At 61.4% G+C, this 18,366-nt stretch carries 20 protein-coding genes and 1 pseudogene; 15 read left to right on the top strand and 6 right to left on the bottom strand.

All coding sequences use genetic code 11. The features are described from left to right. Positions 1 to 55 precede the first annotated feature (55 nt). Positions 56 to 1,459 carry an acetate metabolism transcriptional regulator RamB gene (gene ramB, locus G7Y29_RS01070; RefSeq protein WP_165003321.1) on the top strand — a complete coding sequence of 468 codons (1,404 nt, stop codon included), beginning with the start codon at positions 56 to 58 and terminating at the stop codon, positions 1,457 to 1,459. 20 nt (positions 1,460 to 1,479) lie between these two features. Next, positions 1,480 to 1,938 carry an SRPBCC domain-containing protein gene (locus tag G7Y29_RS01065; RefSeq protein ID WP_165003319.1) on the top strand — a complete coding sequence of 153 codons (459 nt, stop codon included), beginning with the start codon at positions 1,480 to 1,482 and terminating at the stop codon, positions 1,936 to 1,938. A 76-nt stretch (positions 1,939 to 2,014) separates the two neighbouring features. Here G7Y29_RS01065 and lpdA read toward each other — a convergent pair whose 3' ends face one another. After that, entirely contained in the window at positions 2,015 to 3,433 is a 1,419-nt protein-coding gene (gene lpdA, locus G7Y29_RS01060) for a dihydrolipoyl dehydrogenase (protein ID WP_165003317.1), read from the bottom strand. Between the two features lie 118 nt (positions 3,434 to 3,551). Here lpdA and G7Y29_RS01055 point away from each other — a divergent pair, with 118 nt between their 5' ends. The 8 genes from G7Y29_RS01055 (at position 3,552) to G7Y29_RS01020 (ending at position 11,743) form a co-directional block, all read left to right on the top strand. After that, positions 3,552 to 4,901, top strand: coding sequence for an alpha/beta hydrolase (locus tag G7Y29_RS01055; RefSeq protein WP_249399771.1), 1,350 nt, complete (start codon positions 3,552 to 3,554; stop codon positions 4,899 to 4,901). Positions 4,902 to 5,320: 419 nt separating this feature from the next. Then, positions 5,321 to 6,472: an alpha/beta hydrolase gene (locus G7Y29_RS01050; protein WP_165003315.1), complete on the top strand. Its 1,152-nt coding sequence runs from the start codon at positions 5,321 to 5,323 to the stop codon at positions 6,470 to 6,472. Between the two features lie 99 nt (positions 6,473 to 6,571). Continuing rightward, a complete protein-coding gene (locus G7Y29_RS01045; protein ID WP_165003313.1) occupies positions 6,572 to 7,834 on the top strand; it encodes a M1 family metallopeptidase in 1,263 nt (420 codons plus the stop codon). After that, complete coding sequence (locus tag G7Y29_RS01040; RefSeq protein WP_165003311.1) at positions 7,831 to 9,021, top strand: hypothetical protein; 1,191 nt, start codon at positions 7,831 to 7,833, stop codon at positions 9,019 to 9,021. The genes G7Y29_RS01045 and G7Y29_RS01040 overlap by 4 nt, the downstream gene beginning before the upstream one ends. A gap of 11 nt (positions 9,022 to 9,032) precedes the next feature. Then, the gene (gene rfbB, locus G7Y29_RS01035; protein WP_165003310.1) at positions 9,033 to 10,022 is read left to right on the top strand and encodes a dTDP-glucose 4,6-dehydratase; all 990 of its coding nucleotides are present in this window, start codon (positions 9,033 to 9,035) and stop codon (positions 10,020 to 10,022) included. Positions 10,023 to 10,040: 18 nt separating this feature from the next. Then, positions 10,041 to 10,508: a YbjN domain-containing protein gene (locus G7Y29_RS01030; protein WP_165003308.1), complete on the top strand. Its 468-nt coding sequence runs from the start codon at positions 10,041 to 10,043 to the stop codon at positions 10,506 to 10,508. A gap of 2 nt (positions 10,509 to 10,510) precedes the next feature. Beyond that, entirely contained in the window at positions 10,511 to 10,987 is a 477-nt protein-coding gene (locus G7Y29_RS01025; protein WP_165003306.1) for a hypothetical protein, read from the top strand. A gap of 126 nt (positions 10,988 to 11,113) precedes the next feature. Beyond that, positions 11,114 to 11,743, top strand: coding sequence for a recombinase family protein (locus tag G7Y29_RS01020; RefSeq protein WP_165003305.1), 630 nt, complete (start codon positions 11,114 to 11,116; stop codon positions 11,741 to 11,743). Between the two features lie 46 nt (positions 11,744 to 11,789). Here the strand turns inward: G7Y29_RS01020 and G7Y29_RS01015 are convergent, their stop codons facing one another. Genes G7Y29_RS01015 through G7Y29_RS10755 form a run of 3 tightly spaced genes read right to left on the bottom strand, consistent with a single transcriptional unit; the run spans position 11,790 to position 13,807 of the window. Continuing rightward, the gene (locus tag G7Y29_RS01015; protein ID WP_165003304.1) at positions 11,790 to 12,188 is read right to left on the bottom strand and encodes a hypothetical protein; all 399 of its coding nucleotides are present in this window, start codon (positions 12,186 to 12,188) and stop codon (positions 11,790 to 11,792) included. Between the two features lie 15 nt (positions 12,189 to 12,203). Beyond that, positions 12,204 to 12,959 carry an LGFP repeat-containing protein gene (locus G7Y29_RS10760; protein WP_249399827.1) on the bottom strand — a complete coding sequence of 252 codons (756 nt, stop codon included), beginning with the start codon at positions 12,957 to 12,959 and terminating at the stop codon, positions 12,204 to 12,206. Continuing rightward, a complete protein-coding gene (locus G7Y29_RS10755) occupies positions 12,890 to 13,807 on the bottom strand; it encodes an LGFP repeat-containing protein (RefSeq protein WP_249399770.1) in 918 nt (305 codons plus the stop codon). Before G7Y29_RS10755 ends, G7Y29_RS10760 begins: the two co-directional genes overlap by 70 nt. A gap of 255 nt (positions 13,808 to 14,062) precedes the next feature. Here G7Y29_RS10755 and G7Y29_RS01005 point away from each other — a divergent pair, with 255 nt between their 5' ends. The 5 genes and pseudogenes from G7Y29_RS01005 (at position 14,063) to G7Y29_RS00985 (ending at position 17,395) form a co-directional block, all read left to right on the top strand. Beyond that, a complete protein-coding gene (locus tag G7Y29_RS01005) occupies positions 14,063 to 14,722 on the top strand; it encodes an IS6 family transposase (protein ID WP_235933501.1) in 660 nt (219 codons plus the stop codon). Positions 14,723 to 14,798: 76 nt separating this feature from the next. Beyond that, positions 14,799 to 14,915, top strand: a pseudogene (locus tag G7Y29_RS01000) (recombinase family protein); the annotation flags it as partial. 79 nt (positions 14,916 to 14,994) lie between these two features. Further along, on the top strand, positions 14,995 to 16,203 hold the full coding sequence (gene istA, locus G7Y29_RS00995) for an IS21 family transposase (RefSeq protein ID WP_196820189.1): 1,209 nt from the start codon (positions 14,995 to 14,997) through the stop codon (positions 16,201 to 16,203). Then, complete coding sequence (istB, locus tag G7Y29_RS00990; protein WP_196820160.1) at positions 16,200 to 16,991, top strand: IS21-like element helper ATPase IstB; 792 nt, start codon at positions 16,200 to 16,202, stop codon at positions 16,989 to 16,991. The genes istA and istB overlap by 4 nt, the downstream gene beginning before the upstream one ends. A 38-nt stretch (positions 16,992 to 17,029) precedes the next feature. Beyond that, positions 17,030 to 17,395: a recombinase family protein gene (locus tag G7Y29_RS00985; protein WP_165003273.1), complete on the top strand. Its 366-nt coding sequence runs from the start codon at positions 17,030 to 17,032 to the stop codon at positions 17,393 to 17,395. Between the two features lie 86 nt (positions 17,396 to 17,481). On the opposite strand, the gene G7Y29_RS00980 is transcribed toward G7Y29_RS00985, so the two are convergent. Beyond that, positions 17,482 to 17,931, bottom strand: a complete 450-nt coding sequence (locus tag G7Y29_RS00980) for a hypothetical protein (RefSeq protein WP_165002814.1) — start codon at positions 17,929 to 17,931, stop codon at positions 17,482 to 17,484. Continuing rightward, entirely contained in the window at positions 17,928 to 18,362 is a 435-nt protein-coding gene (locus G7Y29_RS00975; RefSeq protein ID WP_165002816.1) for a hypothetical protein, read from the bottom strand. Before G7Y29_RS00975 ends, G7Y29_RS00980 begins: the two co-directional genes overlap by 4 nt. Positions 18,363 to 18,366 lie beyond the last annotated feature (4 nt).

Raw genomic sequence — 18,366 nt, 5'->3', positions numbered from 1 at the left:
AAACCGGTTTCACAAACCTTCACATCGTGCTTAACAAAGTGGTTAGATACTCGGCATGCCAAAGACTTACGTTGGTTCGCGGTTGCGTCAGCTGCGGCGGGAGCGCAACTTGAGCCAAGCTTCGCTCGCGGCGACCCTCGAGCTTTCCGCCAGCTACGTCAACCAGATTGAACACGACGTGCGCCCCCTGACCGTGCCAGTGCTCAAGCGCATCACGGAGGCGTTCGGCGTCGACGCCACGTTTTTCTCGCGCGATGACGACTCCCGGCTCCTCGCCGAGCTCAAGGATGTCGTTGCGGACCAGGAGCTGGGCACCCCCAGCGTCGAGCTGCAGGAGCTCTCCGATCTCGTCTACCGCCACCCCTCCATCGCCCGCTCCGTGGTGGAGATGCACCGCCGCTACTCCAATGCGCGCGACAAGCTCACCCTCGCGTTAGATTCGCGCGTGTCCAGCCCCGAGACGCTCACGATGCCCCACGACGAGGTCCGGGACTTTTTCTATTCCCGCCAGAACTACCTCGACGACATCGACCACACCGCGGAAGCTCTCGCCGGCCGACTCGGTGTGGAACGATTCGGTATACACGCCACCGAACGGGCGCTGGCCAGCCACATCACTAACGAGCACGGTGTGGAGGTGCGGACGAGCCCGTCCGAGATGGGCGTACTGCACCAGCTTGACCTGGGCGCCGGGCTGCTCTCGCTCTCGCCCATCCTCTCCTCGGGCCAGCGCGCCTTCCGCCTCGCCTCCGCGCTGAGCTTTCTTGAGGCCGGGCCGCTAATCGACGCCCACGTGGCCGACGAACCCTTCACCTCCGAGACGTCGGTGAACCTGGCCAAACGGGGCATCGCCGCGTACTTCGCGGCCGCCACACTCCTCCCCTACTCACTGATGCATTCCGAGTCCGAGCGCAACGGCTACGACGTGGATTACCTAAGCCACGTCTTCGGCGTCGGGTACGAGACCGTTGCCAGTCGGCTCTCTACCCTGCAGAGAGCAAATATGCGTGGGGTGCCCTTCACGTTTGTGCGCGTGGACCGCGCGGGGAACATCTCCAAACGGCAGTCGGCCACCGGGTACCACTTCTCCACTTCGGGAGGTACGTGCCCGCTGTGGGGGATTTACGAGTCCTTCACCAGGCCGGGAGAGACCGTGCGGCAACACGCGATGATGCCTGACGGGCGTACCTACCTCTGGGTCGCGCGCACCGTCCGGCACCACCGCTTCCATTTCCGCGAAACCGAGAAGCTCTTCGCCATCGGTCTGGGTTGCGAAACGCGCCACGCCGACCGAACCATTTACGCCGAGGGGCTCGCCCTCGACGACGTTTCGCAGGCCACGCCCATCGGCGCGGGATGCCGGGTCTGCCCGCGGGAGCGGTGCGCGCAACGCGCGTTCCCCTCCATCCAGCACGGTATCGAGGTTGATCCCCACACGACGTCCATCGCCCCGTACTGAAAATCCTTACACTGGAACCCATGGCTACTACGACGAATTCCGCAACCCGAACCATTGATGCCAGCGTCGACAACGTCTACGACCTGCTGACCAACCCGCAGCGCCACGCCGAGACGGACCACTCCGGCATGGTCGTCTCAGCCGACCAGGCCGAGCGCTTCCAGGCTGTGGGCGACACCTTCACCATGAACATGACCAAGGAGGACGGCGACTACCAGACCCGCAACGAGGTCTTCGCCCTCCAGGAGAACAAGGTCGTCGGCTGGAAGAATTTGGAGAACACAACTGCCGGTGTCGAGGTCGGCGCAAAGTGGCTCTACGAGCTCGAGCCGGAGGGCCCGGACGCCACCCGCGTGAAGCTCACCTACGACCGTTCCGAGATCGCCAGCGACAAGGTTCGCTCCATGTCCGAGAGCTTCGACGACGACTTCCTCGAGACAAGCCTCGACGCGCTCGCCGCGGCGGTCTCCGGCGCGTAGAAGCACACTTCAAAAACTAATCGACGCCCGATAGTTACCGTTCGCGGTAAACCGGGCGTCGATACGCGTCTAGCTCTTAGAGGTTAATCATGTGGCCTTCGACACCGTGAGCGATCTCCTTGAGAACCTCGGACAGAGTCGGGTGGATGTGGATGTTGCGCGCGATCTCACCGGCGGTGAGGTCGAAGCGCTGGGCCAGAGTGATCTCCGGGAGGAGTTCGGCGACGTTCGCGCCGACGAGGTGGCAGCCCAGGATCTCCCCGTGCTCGCCGTCGACGATGAGCTTGCCGAAACCGCTCGACTCGGCCAGGCCGAGCGCCTTGCCGTTGGCGGAGAAGGGGAAGGTGGCAACCTTGATGTCGCGGCCCTCCCACTTCTTGCGCGCCTGCTCCTCGGTGTAGCCCATGGAGGCGACCTGCGGGTTGCAGAAGGTGGCGCGCGGGGTCATCATGTAGTCCTCGATCTCGAGAGTCTCGGCATCGGCGATGGTCTCGGCGGCGATGATGCCTTGGGACTCCGCGACGTGCGCGAGCTGCAGCTTGGCGGTCACATCGCCGATGGCGTAGATGCCGTCGACGTTGGTGCGCAGACGGTCGTCTACGGCGATGGCGCCGCGCTCGGTGAGCTCGACACCGGTGTTCTCCAGTCCGAAGCCCTCGACGCGAGGTGCGAATCCGACGGAGATCATGACCCTGTCGACGGTGAGTGTTTCCGTCTTGTCGGAGTCGTTCTTCTTGATATCAACCTCGACCGAGTCACCGTTGTCGCGCACGGCGGTAGTGGCGTGTCCGGTCAAAAGCTTGACGCCCAACTTCTTGTAGGCGCGGGCGATCTCCTTGGACACGTCCTTGTCCTCGTTCGGCAGGACGCGATCCATGTACTCCACGACGGTGACCTCGACGCCGTAGTTGGACAGGACGTAAGCGAACTCCATGCCGATGGCGCCGGCGCCGACGATGACCATCTTCTTCGGGGGCTCGGGGTTGAGGATTTGCTCCTCGTAGGAGACAACGTTGTCGGACAGCTCAATGCCCGGCAGCGAGCGGACGACAGAACCGGTCGCGATGATGCAGTTGTCGAACGTTACGGTCTTTCCTTTGTCGTCACCGTCCGTAATCTCCAGGGTCTTGGCATCCTTGAAGGTGCCGAGGCCGTTGATCTCGGTGATCTTGTTCTTCTTCATCAGGTAATGCACGCCACCGACGATTTTCTCGGAAACCTGGCGAGAGCGCTTGTGGGCATCCGCGAAGTCGAACTCGACCTCACCCTTGATGCCGAAGGTCTTGGCCTCGTGTTTAAAGATGTGGGCTACTTCGGCGTTCTTGATCAGAGACTTCGACGGGATGCAGCCCACATTCAGGCAGACACCGCCCCAGTACTTCTTCTCAACAACAGCCACCTTCTTGCCGAGCTGGGCTGCGCGGATAGCGGCGACGTAGCCACCGGGGCCCGCACCGAGGACAACAACGTCATAATGTTCGTTACTCACGCCCATCAGGATACGTGGAGTTTTGGGGAAGCGTCCGTTCGGGGAGCTCATTCGGCGTGAAAATCTCGCGAGATCTGGCAAGATCATGTGAATCTGAGACGCACCAATGAAAGTGAGCCCGTCCGTGAAGCTGTCCCGCTTAGCCATCGCCGCGGTAGCCGTTACCACCGCGGCGGCCGTCGCCATCCCCGCTGCCAGCAGGATTTCCGCCGAGCCGGTTGACGCGGCCGTCGATACACTTGTCGACGTCAGCGCCCCGGACGACCCCACGGACTTAACAGGCCCCTCCAAGCCCGTTGACACGCCGTCGACAGAAACCGTTTCGGACGTGCTCGAGGATGTCGCCGATGTCGATAACGGCGCGGTGGTGGCGGAAGATCTTATGGTCACCCCTGGGGATCTTCGGTCCGTGCCGTTGACCACTGATGAGCCCGCCGAGGGAGAGCGCGAAGCGAACATGCCTGTAAAGACCCTCGCTGTGCCCGGCACGGTGCGGGAGCTGACCGTCGCGCCCAAGTCGTACACCGGGGGTGACCAGTCCTGGTTTAGGAGCGCTTCCACTTACGGGTTCACGCCGCTGGCCGTGTATTCCCCGTCGATGGGGCGCGACATCCCCATCGCCTTCCGCAAGTCCCCTGTCCCGAATGCGCCCACCGTCTACCTTCTCAACGGTGCGGGAGGCTCCGAGCAGAACACCGACTGGATCGCCCAGGCGGGCAGCACCGTTTACGAGGTGTTCCAGGATGAGAACGTCAACGTCGTCATCCCGATGGAAGGCGCGTTCTCGTACTACGTGAACTGGTTGTCTGAACCGGAACAGAACTCGTACTACCACGGCAAGCAGATGTGGTCGACCTTCCTCGGCGAGGAACTGCCCAAAGCAATCGAGCCCTATGCCCAAGCCAACGACAAGCGTGCTGTGGTCGGGTTCTCCATGTCCGCCACCTCCGCCCTCCTGCTCGCCCAGCATTACGAGGGCCAGTACGACGCCGTCGGTTCGTTCTCCGGCTGCGCCGCGACCTCGACCGCGCTGCCGTGGTGGTTCACGCAGCTGACTGTCAACCGCGGTTCCTCCGCGATCACGCCGGAGCACCTGTGGGGTCCGATGGGTTCGGAGTACAACCGCTACAACGACGCGCTGGTCAACGCCGAGCGACTGCGCGGCACCGCCATCTACGTCTCCACCGGCACCGGTTTAGCCGGGGAGACCGATATGCCGGGTTACCTCGAAGCGAAGGACGTAAATTCTGGCACGGCGTCCGCGAACGCAGCGACACTCCAGGTCGAGGGCGGTGCAATCGAGGCCGCCATGAACGCCTGCACGCACGATCTCAGGGCGAAGCTGGATCGCGCAAGCATACCGGCGCACTGGGAGCTGCGCCCCACAGGAACGCACTCTTGGCCTTCCTGGAGGGACGATCTGAAAAAGTCTTGGGATACGACCATCAAGCCCGCGCTCGGGCTTTCCGCCTGACGGCCCCATAACCACCAATCCCCCGGCCACCTCCTGCAGGTGCCGGGGTTTGTTGTCCCTGGCTAGCCTAGAAGAGGCCCAGGCTCAACGAAATGTTCGAGGACGCGGACGATCCGAAGTGGATCAGCTGGCCGAGGACCTCGTTGATCTGCAGCTGGATTTGTTCGATGGGGTTCATGAGCGGTTCCTTTTCTTGACGGGGTGGAAAGCTGGAGAAGTTACTTCAAAAAGTCGCGTAGTTCGCTGTCATTGTTACACGCGGGGCCCCGAAACAGGGGCCACTGCAATAAATAATTGTCGCTTGTGCCCCAACTTTGTGCAACGTGCACTCGAATTTGGGTGAAACGTGGGCTAAGTTATCAGCGATACCTCTTATGTACCCACGTACTACTCCCACGCTCCACTAAGTAAGGATCCACATGAACCTCAAGCGCTCCGTGCTCGCCGCCACCGCGGCGCTGACGATCGCCCTCGGCGCAGCGCCGATCGCCCCTTCCGCTGACGCAGCGACCGTGACGGCCTCCCAGGTCGCAGGTTCCACTCCGGTTGGCGAAGTCAAGGCGTGGGACGCCCGGACAAACCCGCCGCTGACTGTTTCCGGCGGGAAACCCCAGTCGTGGACGAAGCAGGTCGACCACGAGAACGTCCTCTCCTACAAGGTGTACTCGCCGTCGATGGACAAGGACATCCCTGTCGCCGTTATCCCGGCAACCAACCCCGCCGGTGAGCGGGTAGCGAACGCCCCGACCATCTACCTGCTTAACGGCGCAGGCGGAGCGGAGCAGGATTCCGACTGGCTGAAGATGTACACCACCCGCGACTTCTACAAGGGCAAGGGCGTCAACGTCGTCATCCCGCAGGCGGGCGCGTTCACCTACTACACCGACTGGGTCGACGAGAACGTCAAGTCGCCCTACATCAACGGCCCCCAGAAGTGGGAGACGTTCCTGACCAAGGAGCTCCCCGGCCCGATCGAGAAAACGCTCGGCGCCGACAACCGCCGCGCCATCGTCGGCTTCTCCATGTCCGGCACCTCCTCTCTGGTTCTGCCGACTCACAACCCCGGTTTCTACGACGCCGCCGCTTCTTTCTCCGGCTGCGCCGCGACCTCGTCTTGGCACGGGTACAACTTCGCGCGCCTGACAGTCAACCGCGCGTCCGGCACCGCCGACTTCAAGACGGTGACCCCGGAGCAGATGTGGGGCCCGATGGGCGGCGATTACAACCGCTGGAACGATGCGCTTCTCAACGCTGACAAGCTGCGCGGCACTGCGCTCTACATCTCCACGGCTACCGGTCTCGCCGGCCGCCCCGACCAGGTGGGTTACCTGGTCGGGCAGGGCGCTCCTGAAGTTGTCGCGAGCGTCGGCGCGGCCCAGCTCCAGGTCGAGGGCGGCGTGATCGAGGCCGCCATCAACAAGTGCTCCCACGACCTGCGCGCCAAGCTCGAGCACGACGACATCCCGGCCACCTACGAGTTCCGCAACGCCGGCACCCACTCCTGGCCGTACTGGCGCGACGACATCGAGAAGTCCTGGTTCTCCACCATCGCCCCGGCTTTCGGTATGTAACTTTCGCCCACGTGCGACTACCGTGCGCCCCGCCCAGCCGTCCTCGGCGAGGGTGGGGCGCACTTGTTCCCGCGGCACCGGGGGTACACTTACCCGACGATGAAGAACCACAGGCTGCGCTCCACCCCCGTTCCCGGCACCTTCGACGCCTACACGGGCGTGGAATTCAACCTCGGGTTCCACGTGCGCCATTACGATCTCAATCTGGATTACAAGGTCGGCCCGAACCGTCTGGAGGGCACGGCCACGCTGACGTTGACCAATTGGCGCGATCTCGACCACATGACACTCGACCTGCAGCCGTCGATGGTCGCGCGCCGCGTCACCGCCCGCAGCCGCACGGGAAGCGACATTCGCGTGCGCCGCTTCAAGCAGTCCCAGGGCAAGCTGCGTATCACGTTCGCGGAGCCTGTCGCGGTAGATGACGAGTTCGAGCTGATTATCAGCTACGGCGGCAACCCGCGCCCGCGCCGCACGACGTGGGGGTTGCTGGGCTGGGAGGAGCTTACCGACGGCGCGCTCGTGGCCAGCCAGCCGAACGGTGCCCCGACCTGGTTCCCCTGCGACGACACGCCGGACGAGAAGGCGACCTACACGTTCAACATCCGCGCGGACCGCGACTACACGGTGGTGACCAACCCGACGGCCAAGCCGATGGCGACGTATCTCGCCACCGCCCAGGTGGGCAAGTACGCGCACCTGGAGCTGGGCCGCAACACCAGCGCGTGGCTGCCGTACAGCGCGCAGCCGGGCGACTTTGACAAGCAGCAGGCCATGCTGGACTTCTTCGAGGACACATTCGGGCCCTACCCCTTCGAACGCTACGAGGTCGTGATCACCGAGGACGCGCTCGAGATCCCGCTCGAGGCGCAAGGGATGTCGATCTTTGGCCTCAACCACCTGCGGGGCGAGGAGCGCCTCATCGCCCACGAGCTCGCTCACCAGTGGTTCGGCAACTCCCTCGGTGTCGCGCAGTGGAGCGACATCTGGCTCAACGAAGGCTTCGCCTGCTACAGCGAGTGGTTGTGGGCGGACCACCAGGGCACACCGATCGACCACACGGTCCGCGGGTACTACCGCAGGCTCACCCCGCAGAGTTTCACACTGGCTGACCCTGGCCCGCGAGACATGTTCGACGACCGCGTGTACAAGCGCGGCGCGATCACGCTGCACGCTTTACGACGCCTCGTCGGCGACGCCGCCTTCTTCGCCGCGGTGCGCGAGTACGTGGCGCGCAACGCCCACGGCATTGTCGAGCCCTTCGACCTCGCGAACGCGCTCAAGGCCCACGCGCCCGGCGCGGACGTCGACGGCGCGTTCGATGCCTGGATCAACCACGCAGAGCTGCCGGAGTGCCCGTGAGAAGCCTCTCGCTTGCCACCCTGTTCGCCGCTATCAGCGGCTTCGCCGTGCTGTGGGTGGCCCAGCGCGTGCTCAACGCAGAGACGGATTACCGCTACTTCGCCGCCTACTGGTCTCTGTTTTTCGCCTCCACCGGGCTTATCGACGGCCTGACGCACGAGACCACCCGCGCCGTCGCCGGCGCCCGGGAATCGGGTGCGCGCGGTTCCGCTAACCCGTGGCGGGTCGGGGCGCTGGTTGCCGCGCTGATCGCCGTTGCGACGGCCGTCGGCGGCGTGCTGTTCATGCACCAGGTCGTTCCCGTGGCACCCGCCCCCGCCACCGCGTTGATTGCCTTTGGACTGGTCAGCTACGTGTTCCAGGCGGCGCTATCCGGGATCTTGAGTGGGGCTGGGCTGTGGAACCAGTACGCCGCGATGGTCGCGCTCGACTCCGGCGTGCGCCTCGTCCTCGCCGTCGTTGCGTGGGCGATGGGGTGGTCACTGTGGTTGTTCGCGATCATCACGGTAATCGGCGCAGCGAGCTGGTTGGTAATTCTTGGTGGCTCACGCGCTGCCAGGGACAATATCCGCGTGGCCCTGGACGTGGATCGCGCGGCGTTTTCTCGCCGGGTGTCCTCCGCGATGGTCGCCTCGGGGGCGTCCGCGGCGCTGATCACCGGCTTCCCCGTCGCCGTCAATGCCGCCTTCCCCTTCGGCGGGGGCACGGCAGTCGCCGCGATCATCAACGCGGTGCTGCTCACCCGCGCCCCCGTGCTCGTGCCGCTGCAGCGCTTCCAGTCGGCGCTGGTGGTGCGGTTCGTGGAGCAGCGCGAGCGAATCCACACCGCCCTTGTCGCCCCGATCGGCGCCGTGCTGGGCTTGGGTGCTGTTGGCTTCACCGCCGCCTGGTTGCTCGGGCCGGTGATGCTTCGTTTCGCCTTCGAGCCGGAATTTTTCGTCCCGGGGTTTACCCTGGGCGCGCTCACCTTCGCCTCGGCGTTCATGGGCGCGCTGATGATCACCGGCGTGGCCGTGCTCTCCACCGAGCGCCACGGCGTGTACGTGGCCGGATGGGTGGTCGCGACCGTCGTCGCGTTCGCGCTGCTTTTCGCCCTGCCCTACGGGGTGGTCACCTCGGTGTGCGCGGCCCTGTACGCAGGCCCACTTGCCGGAGCCGCGGTGCATGCAATAGGTCTACGTCGGTAGGGTTTTGACCCATGGAACGCGTTCTGGTCACCGGCGGCGCCGGGTTCATCGGCACCAACTTCGTCCGTTTGCTGCGTGAGCGACGCCCCGGGGTGCACATCACCGTCCTCGATGCGCTGACGTACGCCGGCAACCGCGCCAACTTGGGTGGGTGTGAGGTGGAGTTCGTCCACGGCTCGGTGACCGACGCCCCGCTTGTCGACGCCCTCGTTGCCGCCGCCGACACCGTCGTCCACTTCGCCGCCGAGTCCCACAACGACAACTCGCTTGCTAACCCTGCCCCCTTCGTCCACACCAACGTGGTAGGCACGTTCACTCTGCTTGAGGCGGTGCGGCGTTACGACGCCCGATTCCACCACATTTCCACCGACGAGGTGTTCGGCGACCTGCCACTCGGCGGGGACGAGAAGTTCACCGAAACCACCGCCTACAACCCGTCGAGCCCGTACTCGGCAACCAAGGCCGGCTCCGATCACCTCGTGCGCGCCTGGGTGCGCTCCTTCGGTATCAAGGCGACGATCTCGAACTGCTCGAACAACTACGGGCCGTACCAGCACATAGAGAAGTTCATCCCGCGGCAGATCACGAACATTCTCGACGGCCGCCCCGCCAAGCTCTACGGCAGCGGCGCGCAGGTGCGCGACTGGATCCACGTCGACGATCACAACGACGCCGTGCTCGCCATCTTGGAGCGGGGAACGATCGGAGAGACGTACAACATCGGCGTCGGCGGCGAGCACGTGACCAACAAGCAGGTCGTTGAGATGATCTGCGAGATCATGGGCGGCACGTACGAGCACGTCGCCGATCGCCCCGGCCACGACCAGCGCTACACCATGGACGCCACCAAGCTCACCCGCGAGCTCGGGTGGCAGCCCCACCACGCCCCGGAGCTGCGCACCGGGTTAGAACGCACCATCGCGTGGTACACCGAAAACCAAGATTGGTGGCGGGGCGCGAAAGAGGGCGTGGAGAAGCGGTATGCGCAAGGCGGGCAGTAGGGGCCTCCCTAACCACGTATGCTGCGCACGACGGCGGGCGACCGGCACTACGCGTTAAGGACGAAGATGGAATTCCCACCACTGTCGCGAGAACTCCTGATAAAGGCGCTGAGCAACCTCGGCGTTACAGCAGGCCCCGACGAGGACGGGGTGCTGGGAGCACGCTTTCCCAACGCGGTCGCCCAGTTCTACCTAGATGAGAATTTCCTTACCGCCCACACGATTTGGAACGAGGCGGTCGCTCCCTCCTCCCAAGCCGAAGTCCTCGAACTGGTCAACACGCTCAACCAAGGGATCCCCACGGGGAAAGTCTCCCCGGTTCTGGTGGAGGGAGCGCCAACGATCGACGTTCATGAGCATTTCTTCGCGGCCCACGGGTTGAGCGAAAACCAGCTGTGCATGATGCTGGACGCTTACCTACAGACCGCTTTTATGGTCCTTGATCAGATAGAACAGCGCGGAGCCGCACAGAGCGCGCAGGTTTAGCCATGGGGATCTTCGGACGCAAGCGCGAGCAGCAGCCGTCGGAGCCTATTGTCGGCCCGGTGACGGTTGAGCGAGCTCTCCAGGTATGCATTGACGGCGGCCTCAGAGTCAATGCGCTCACTACTGGGGACCATCTCGTCGACTACAAGGGATTGCAGATTGTGGTGGCCCAGACTCCGAACCACCTGGCGTTTGGCACGTTCTTCTTGGCCGGGCAAGGCGACGAGTACGCGACCGCCCACGCCTTTACGTCCGACTGGGTAAGTGTGTATAACAGCGGCGGAAACGGACCCGTCGCCTTTATGACGGAGCACCCCTTCGAGGGCACCTTCCGTGTCGTGCTGCATTGCGAATACCGCATTCTTAATGCGCTGGAACTATCCGACGCCCAGTTCCGAGACGAGATCTTCTACGGGCTCGACGGCGTCGCCCGTGGGATCTACCAGTTCGTCGAATTCAAGGAGTCGAAAGATGACTGATTTCAGCTAGGGCCACGTAAGGTTTGCGGAACCACGGTAGCCCGAGAGTGCATCGCTTTCGACGAGAGTACACCCTAAGTGAACGATTTTGAATTACAACTTCTCCCTGTTCGGTAGGGTTAGATTATGCCTAACGGAACAGAACCGTCACTGCCTCTAGAGCTAGACGAACATCAGGACGTTGTTGTGGGGCAGAAAGTCGGTTACGCCCGGGTGAGTTCCCTGGAGCAGAACCTGGATCGCCAACTCGACCGACTCCGTGCGGCGGGGGCGTCGCAGATATATAAGGAGAAGGTCAGCGGCTCGACGCGGCACCGCCCCCAGCTGGAGGAGGTGCTGCGGTATCTGCGGAAAGGCGATCAGCTCATTGTCACGAGCATGGATCGCCTCGCGCGTTCACTGGTGGACCTGCACACGATTGTCGAGGACCTTGTGGGTCGCGGGGTCTCGGTGAAGTTTCTGCGCGAGGGGCAGACGTATTCGGCGAAGGCTGACCCAATCGCCAAACTCATGCTGGGTCTTATGGGTAGTGTCGCCGAGTTTGAGCGCTCCATCATTAAGGAGCGCCAGGCCGAGGGGATTGCCCGTGCGAAGGCGCGTGGGGTCTACAAGGGCCGGGCGAAGGTCCTCACCGACGCGCAGGTTGCCCAGGCCCGGGGGTGGGTGGCTGATGGTGTGCCCAAGGCTGAGGTGGCCCGCCGGCTCGGGATCGGGCGGACCACCTTGTACAAGTATCTTTCTGAAACAGGCCCGTAGCTGTTAGGGGGGCAGCCTTGACGCCGCGCGGGGGCAGATGCTTACCTCATGTCTGCTTCCAAGGAATTTGAACTGATCCGGGGATTTCTGCCACTTCGGCCAGGGTCTTGGGCTCCCCTTCTCCGAGGGTATTTCGCCAATCGATGTGTGCACCATCGGACTTATTGAAGAGCGCAGGATAATCACCCGCTATGTGAGCGAAATATATCCAGTCCGCAACTTCATCTTCCGTAAGGTTTCTCTGGGAAGAAGAGTGGATTCTGCGGTCGGATTTAAACCCCCAGAGTCGCCTCTCGTCAGAGCGCTGTGATTCAAAAACAACTCGTACATAATCGTCGCTGATCCACGCTGCGACAGGTTGAACGAAATATCCCGCGTATTCGTCGGGGAACGTTTTCATTTTCTCCTGCATTGATTCCAGGAACCGTTCCAAACTGAAGCGCATTCGAATCCTTTTCGTCTAAAGAAGTAAGGGCAACTCATTGCTGAACCAATCTGGCGCTCTCCCTCCGTCTACCGCAGGTTTTCCCTCACCGTTAATGGGGAAGAAGGTGAGGACCCCTAACGGATGCTCTGAGTCCTTAACCCTGAGGGTGCTATACACTAACCTGGCGCGGAACCACTCTCCTGTGGGTTCACAGTCGACTCCATTCTCGCAGTGCATGCGATAAACGTTTTCCTCAAAAATGGGCCGATCACCTTCCTGTCTATCAGGGCACGAGTGCTCAATGTAGTATTTCAGCGAGTACATGCTGCGGACATTGTGCTTGTGGAATAACTTGTCCCAGCCATATCCACTGCTCCCGTCCCAATATCCTCTGCGGAGAATTCGTGTTGTACCGCACGCGTCCTTTGTCTTAAAGAGGATCTTATTGGTGTATTCATTTCCTTCGAGCTCTTCGCCAGATGCGGCGCCCACACGATTTAAGGGAGTTGGGTTGTTATCGAGAACGCCAATATCTAGGCCGTTCCCACCGTTCGGGTCGAACAAGTCGGCGAGTCCGTGTGCGACCAGTCCATACAGGGGGCCGTTGGCGAATGATTGCTTGTACCAGCCATCTTCCTGTTTGACGGGGTCTCCGGTGGGGTATCCCCAAAAACCGTGTTCGAAGTCGGAGTAGCCCCACTGGAAGAGGATGTCTCCCGCTACTTCATGAGCGCCGTGCTGGGGGTGCCAGTACATCGTTCCCCCGGTGAATCCGTTGAATCGCCCGATGCCGTCGCGGGTGGGATTTTCGTCGCCAATTGGGTACCCGAGTGGTCCTTTTCCTCGCCGGCTTGACGCCACTTTTCATAGATTGCCCCGTGGATGGTGCCCAGCCCAGCAAGTGATCCGAAGATGTGACCGTGTTCGAAAGATTGTTTGCGTCCGATGCCGTCTGACAATCCAAACTCGTCAGTGGTGGGGTAGCCTAGAGGCCCTTGCTCCCAGCCAGTACGTGCCCAGGCGAACGAGAAATGCGTGGTCACACTGTGCGCACCCGTATTCGGGTGCCAATAGATGAAGCCATTGACAAATTCATTGCGACGCCCCACACCGTCCGGGACGCCGAGCTCATTTGATTTAGGCCAGGTGAGAAAGCTCCTAGGTCCACCTAGTGAGTCATATTTTTCTCGAATCGCCCCACATACTTTGTAGGGGCTCGGCCAATAGGTGCGGCAGGTATCTGCTACAGCGAGAGAAAACGCCTTCCCCTTTTGGCGGGACTGTTCTTGGGCTTCTTGCAGTTCCGCTTGGTCGGCCTGCTCCTTAGTGAATCCACCCGGGATCGTTTCCGTATCAGAGCGCATTTCGCCGGGTGTTATCTGGGCCTTAGGGTCGGCAGTGGGTTCCCAATTAGAGCCGTCATGGTTGCTGACAGTATTGTCGTCAAACCCTGGTTCGGACGGGTTGAGGTCTTCGCTCTCCGGTGAACCCTGATCGTTTTGATCACTTTCATCCGTATTAGCACTCGAGAGTACCTCTGCTGGGGTGAGAGGAGCGGCGGATGCAGGGAGGGGAAAGGCCCCACCCAGCGCAAGAGCGAAAATTAGAGCTGACAAAGCTCTTAAAGATTTGGCCACGGCGACCCTTCCGGTCAAGGTATGTATTTACCTTAACAATACACTTTTCGGCGCAAAATGATGTGTTCTTACTTTCAATTGCTTTAATTTATGCTGAATACGTAGGGCCCCACACGAGCCGTGCGCTCTCAAGCAGAACCCAACACAACCGGTGCTGTTGCAAAGTTGGGGCAGTAGAAAGACCGGCGTGAAATAATCAGAGCCATGGGCATCTTCTCCGGTCGGCATTTCCCCCGTGACATCATCCTGTAGGCGGTGCGGTGGTACTGCCGCTACGGGGTGAGCTACCGCGATCTGGAGGAAATGATGACCGAGCGGGGTGTGCCAGTCGATCACACCACGATCTACCGCTGGGTGCAGAAATACGCCCCTGAGCTGGATAAGCACACTCGGTGGTACCGGCAGGTACCCGACTGGCAGGCCCGGTCCTGGCGGGTGGATGAGACCTATATTCGGGTCGGCGGCACGTGGTGCTATCTCTACCGGGCTATTACCGCCGGTGGGCAGACCCTGGACTTTTATCTCTCTCCGAAGCGCAATGTCGCGGCGGCCAAGCGTTTCCTGGCCAAGACGCTGCGATCGAATACGACAGCCGGGTCCCCGCGGGTCATCAACACCGACAAGGCACCAGCTCTGGCCAAGGCAATATCCGAGCTGAAGGCGGAGGGAATCTGCCCTCAGACGGTGGAGCACCGGCAGGTGAAATACCTGAACAACGTTCTCGAGGGAGATCATGGCCGACTGAAAAGAATCCTGGGGCCGAAGGGAGCGTTCAAAAACCGAATTTCCGCCTACCGGACGTTGAAAGGGATGGAAGCGATGCATTCATTACGGAAAGGCCAGGGCACGATGTTTGCCTACGGGCACCCGAACCCAGACGCGGTGATCGTCAGCCGGATATTCGAGACAGCTTAAGCACCCCGGAGCAAGGACAACTAATGTCTTGAGGTTGGGCTTTTCGACCCTGGCCCAACTTTGCAACAGCACCGAAATCAGCGGCTCGACCCGGCACCGTCCCCAGTTGGAGGAGGTGCTGCGGTATCTGCGAAAGGGGGATCAGCTCATTGTTACGAGCATGGATCGCCTCGCGCGCTCACTGGTGGACCTGCTGTTAGCGACGCTTGAAAAGTAGCCCACTTGCGACGGTCGAAAAGTAGCCCACCGACAAGATTGGATGGGTGATTTCCGTGGAAGATTGGGCCAAGATCAGGTATCTGCGTCGGCAGGGCCTGTCGATCAGGAAAATCGCGGCCGAAGTTGGCTGCTCGAAAAAGACGGTGGAAAGGGCGTTGGCCTCAGATGCGCCGCCTGTGTACAAGAAGCGTGCAAGCACCGAAAACAGCTTCACCCCGTTTGAATCGCGGGTGCGTGCCCTGCTGGAGCAGACCCCGACGTTGCCTGCCACTGTGATCGCGCAGCGTGTGGGGTGGTGTGGGTCGATCACATGGTTTCGCGATAATGTGCGCCGCATCCGCCCCGACTACCAGCAGGCGGACCCGGTGGACACGCTGATTCACCGCCCTGGTGAGCAAATCCAGTGTGATCTGACTTTCCCCGCTGGCGGGATTCCCGACGGGACCGGGCAGAAAGTGGCGTTTCCGGTGCTGGTGATGGTGGCGTCGTATTTGAGGTTCATGGCCGCGCGTGTGCTGCCGACACGCACGACCGCAGATCTTGTTGCAGGGATGTGGGCATTGTTGTCGACATCGTTTCAGGCCGTACCTGAGCAGTTGTTGTGGGACCGAGAGACTGGAATTGGGCAAAAGGCGCTCACCCAGCCGGTGCTGTCTTTTGCTGGCATTTTGGGCACCAGGATTCAGCAGGCTCCACCTCGTGATCCGGAAACTAAAGGCGTGGTGGAGCGGGCCAACGGGTATCTGAAGTCCTCGTTTTTCCCCGGCCGCGATTTCACGTGCCCAGCAGATGCCCAACGCCAGCTCGACGAGTGGATTACTGAGGTGGCTAACCAGCGTATCCACGCGACCACAAGGAAAATTCCGGCGGTGGCTTGGACAGCCGACAAGGCGCACATGGCCGCTTTGCCGCCGTATCCCCCGCAGATCGATGTGCTACGACAGGTGCGGCTGCCACGTAACTACTACGTCGCCGTCGACGCCAACCACTATTCAGTGGATCCGCGAATGATCAACCGAATTGTCACCGTCCACGCTGGCTTGGAGCAGGTGGTCGTGCGCGCCCCGGACGGGACGATCGTCGCCCGCCACGAACGGGTGTGGGGCACACATCAGACAATCACTGACCCGATGCACGCCGCCACTGCGAAGCAGATGCGCCGCCAACTGGCCACGCCACCTGTTTCGCCGCAGGAGCTCGAGGTCGAACAGGCAGACCTGAACATTTACGACCGGCTGACCGAACTGGAGGTAGAGTCATGACCCGTCCACAACACACCACAATCGACTCCGAACTGGCGTATCTGGCCAGGGCGCTGAAGGCCCCGCGAATCGGATCAGACTATGCGACCATCGCCGAGAAGGCACGCCAAGCGTCGTGGACCTACGAGGAATACTTGGCAGCGGTGCTGTCGGTCGAAGCGTCGGCCCGGGCGGAATCCGGCGCCGCAGGCCGGATAAAAAGGGCGGGCTTTCCCCAGATTAAAACGATTGACGAGTTCGACTTTTCCACCCAGCCCGCACTCGACCGGGCCCGTATCGCCCGGTTGGAAACCGGCGGATGGATCACCGAGGCCGCAAACGTCATCTTCCTCGGCCCGCCGGGCACCGGCAAAACGCACCTGGCAACTGGGTTAGCGGTCATCGCAGCCCGGCAAGGCTACCGGGTCGCTTTCGACACCGCCGCCGGATGGATCACCCGCCTGACCCAAGCCCACAGCACAGGCGGGCTGACAACATTGTTGACCAAACTCAACCGCTACCACCTGCTCATCATCGACGAGGTGGGCTACGTCCCGATCGAGGCAGAAGCAGCGAACCTGTTCTTCCAGCTAGTGTCCAACCGATATGAGCGCGGCTCGTTGATCATGACGTCGAACCTGCCGTTTTCCCGCTGGGGCGAATGCTTCGGTGACGTCACCGTCGCCGCCGCGATGATTGATCGCATCGTCCATCACGCGGAAATCTTCACGCACACAGGCACCAGCTACCGAATCGCCGGCCGAGAAAGTGTCCTACCGTCGATCACCGCTGAACGTCAGGCAGAATAAGAAACACACGAAAATGGGCTACTTTTCAACCGTCGCAACTGGGCTACAATTCGACCGTCGCTAACAACCTGCACACGATCGTCGAGGACCTGGTGGGCCGCGGTGTTTCGGTGAGGTTTTTGCGCGAGGGGCAGACGTATTCGGCGAAGGCTGACCCGATCGCCAAACTCATGCTGGGTCTTATGGGCAGTGTGGCCGAGTTTGAGCGCTCCATTATCAAGGAGCGCCAGGCTGAGGGGATCGCCCGCGCCAAGGCACGCGGGGTCTACAAGGGCCGGGCGAAGGTACTCACCGACGCGCAGGTTGCCCAGGCCCGGGGGTGGGTAGCTGATGGTGTGCCCAAGGCTGAGGTGGCTCGCCGGCTCGGGGTCGGGAGGACCACCCTGTACAAGTACCTCTGTTAGGAGTTGGCTCGTTTCCCACTTTTGAAGCGCCGGTGAAGCGGCATTTTAAAGCGCCCTCCGAAACCCACTGTGAGGGATTTGATCACTTATGGGTCGACGGTTTCTTCTAGGAATTCGTCCTGCGACCAGTAAGTTTTGTCCCAGTAACAAATCCAGTCATATGGCTCGATCGTGATGAAGTGCTCGGGCAGGATCAGGTCGTATTCCTGGGTGATAACCGTTAGGCCTTGAGCTTTGAGGGCTTCGGCTGTTTTCTCGACGGACAGGCTGTTGTCGGGCCCGATGGGTACACCGAGGAAGGTGATGTTGGAGTTGTTGAAGTCCACGCGCGCGGTGACGCATGTGTCTTCCTCGATGATGGAGACGATTTTCCACATGTTCTCGTCGTCATCACCGGTTCCGTCGAGGACGAGGAAACCCTCCAGGTCGGTGCCGGATCCCTTCTCGTTGAAGAAGTAGTCGTCGAGGAGGGCGATGTTTTCCTCGACGGTGCCACCGAGGATAAAGGGGAGGGGGAACTCAGTGGTGAAGTTCATGGTTTTCCGGCTTCCTCGGGCTGGTCTGTGATAGGTGATATCGGCTCGTCAGTGCCCCATCGGATGGTCGCTATTTCACCTTCAAAAATGTAGAACTTCACGTCATGATCGGGTAAGACGACAGCGCCGCCCTCCTTCTTCGTGGGAATATTTTGTTTTTTCAGCTCATTCTGGAATTTGGTGGCTCGCATCGGAAGCTGCAGGCCCAGGAAGGTGTCTCCCTTTTCAAGCATCATGATCTCAAACTCAGTCGCTTGACCGTCGACAAAGATCATTTTCAGGGAGCGTGAATCTCCCCCAAAGTCGACTTTCCCTCGCAATGTTTCCATTGTGAGCAAGTTGCGGCGGAATGGATCAGCGACCCGCGCTTCGTAGTACTCGGGGCTTTTACCGAATACTAATGGTGCTGGGGGTGTAAACGTGAAGTCCATGGAC

The organism is Corynebacterium qintianiae (assembly GCF_011038645.2).
GTDB classification, from domain to species: domain Bacteria; phylum Actinomycetota; class Actinomycetes; order Mycobacteriales; family Mycobacteriaceae; genus Corynebacterium; species Corynebacterium qintianiae.
This window is presented reverse-complemented; position numbering and strand designations above follow the sequence as displayed.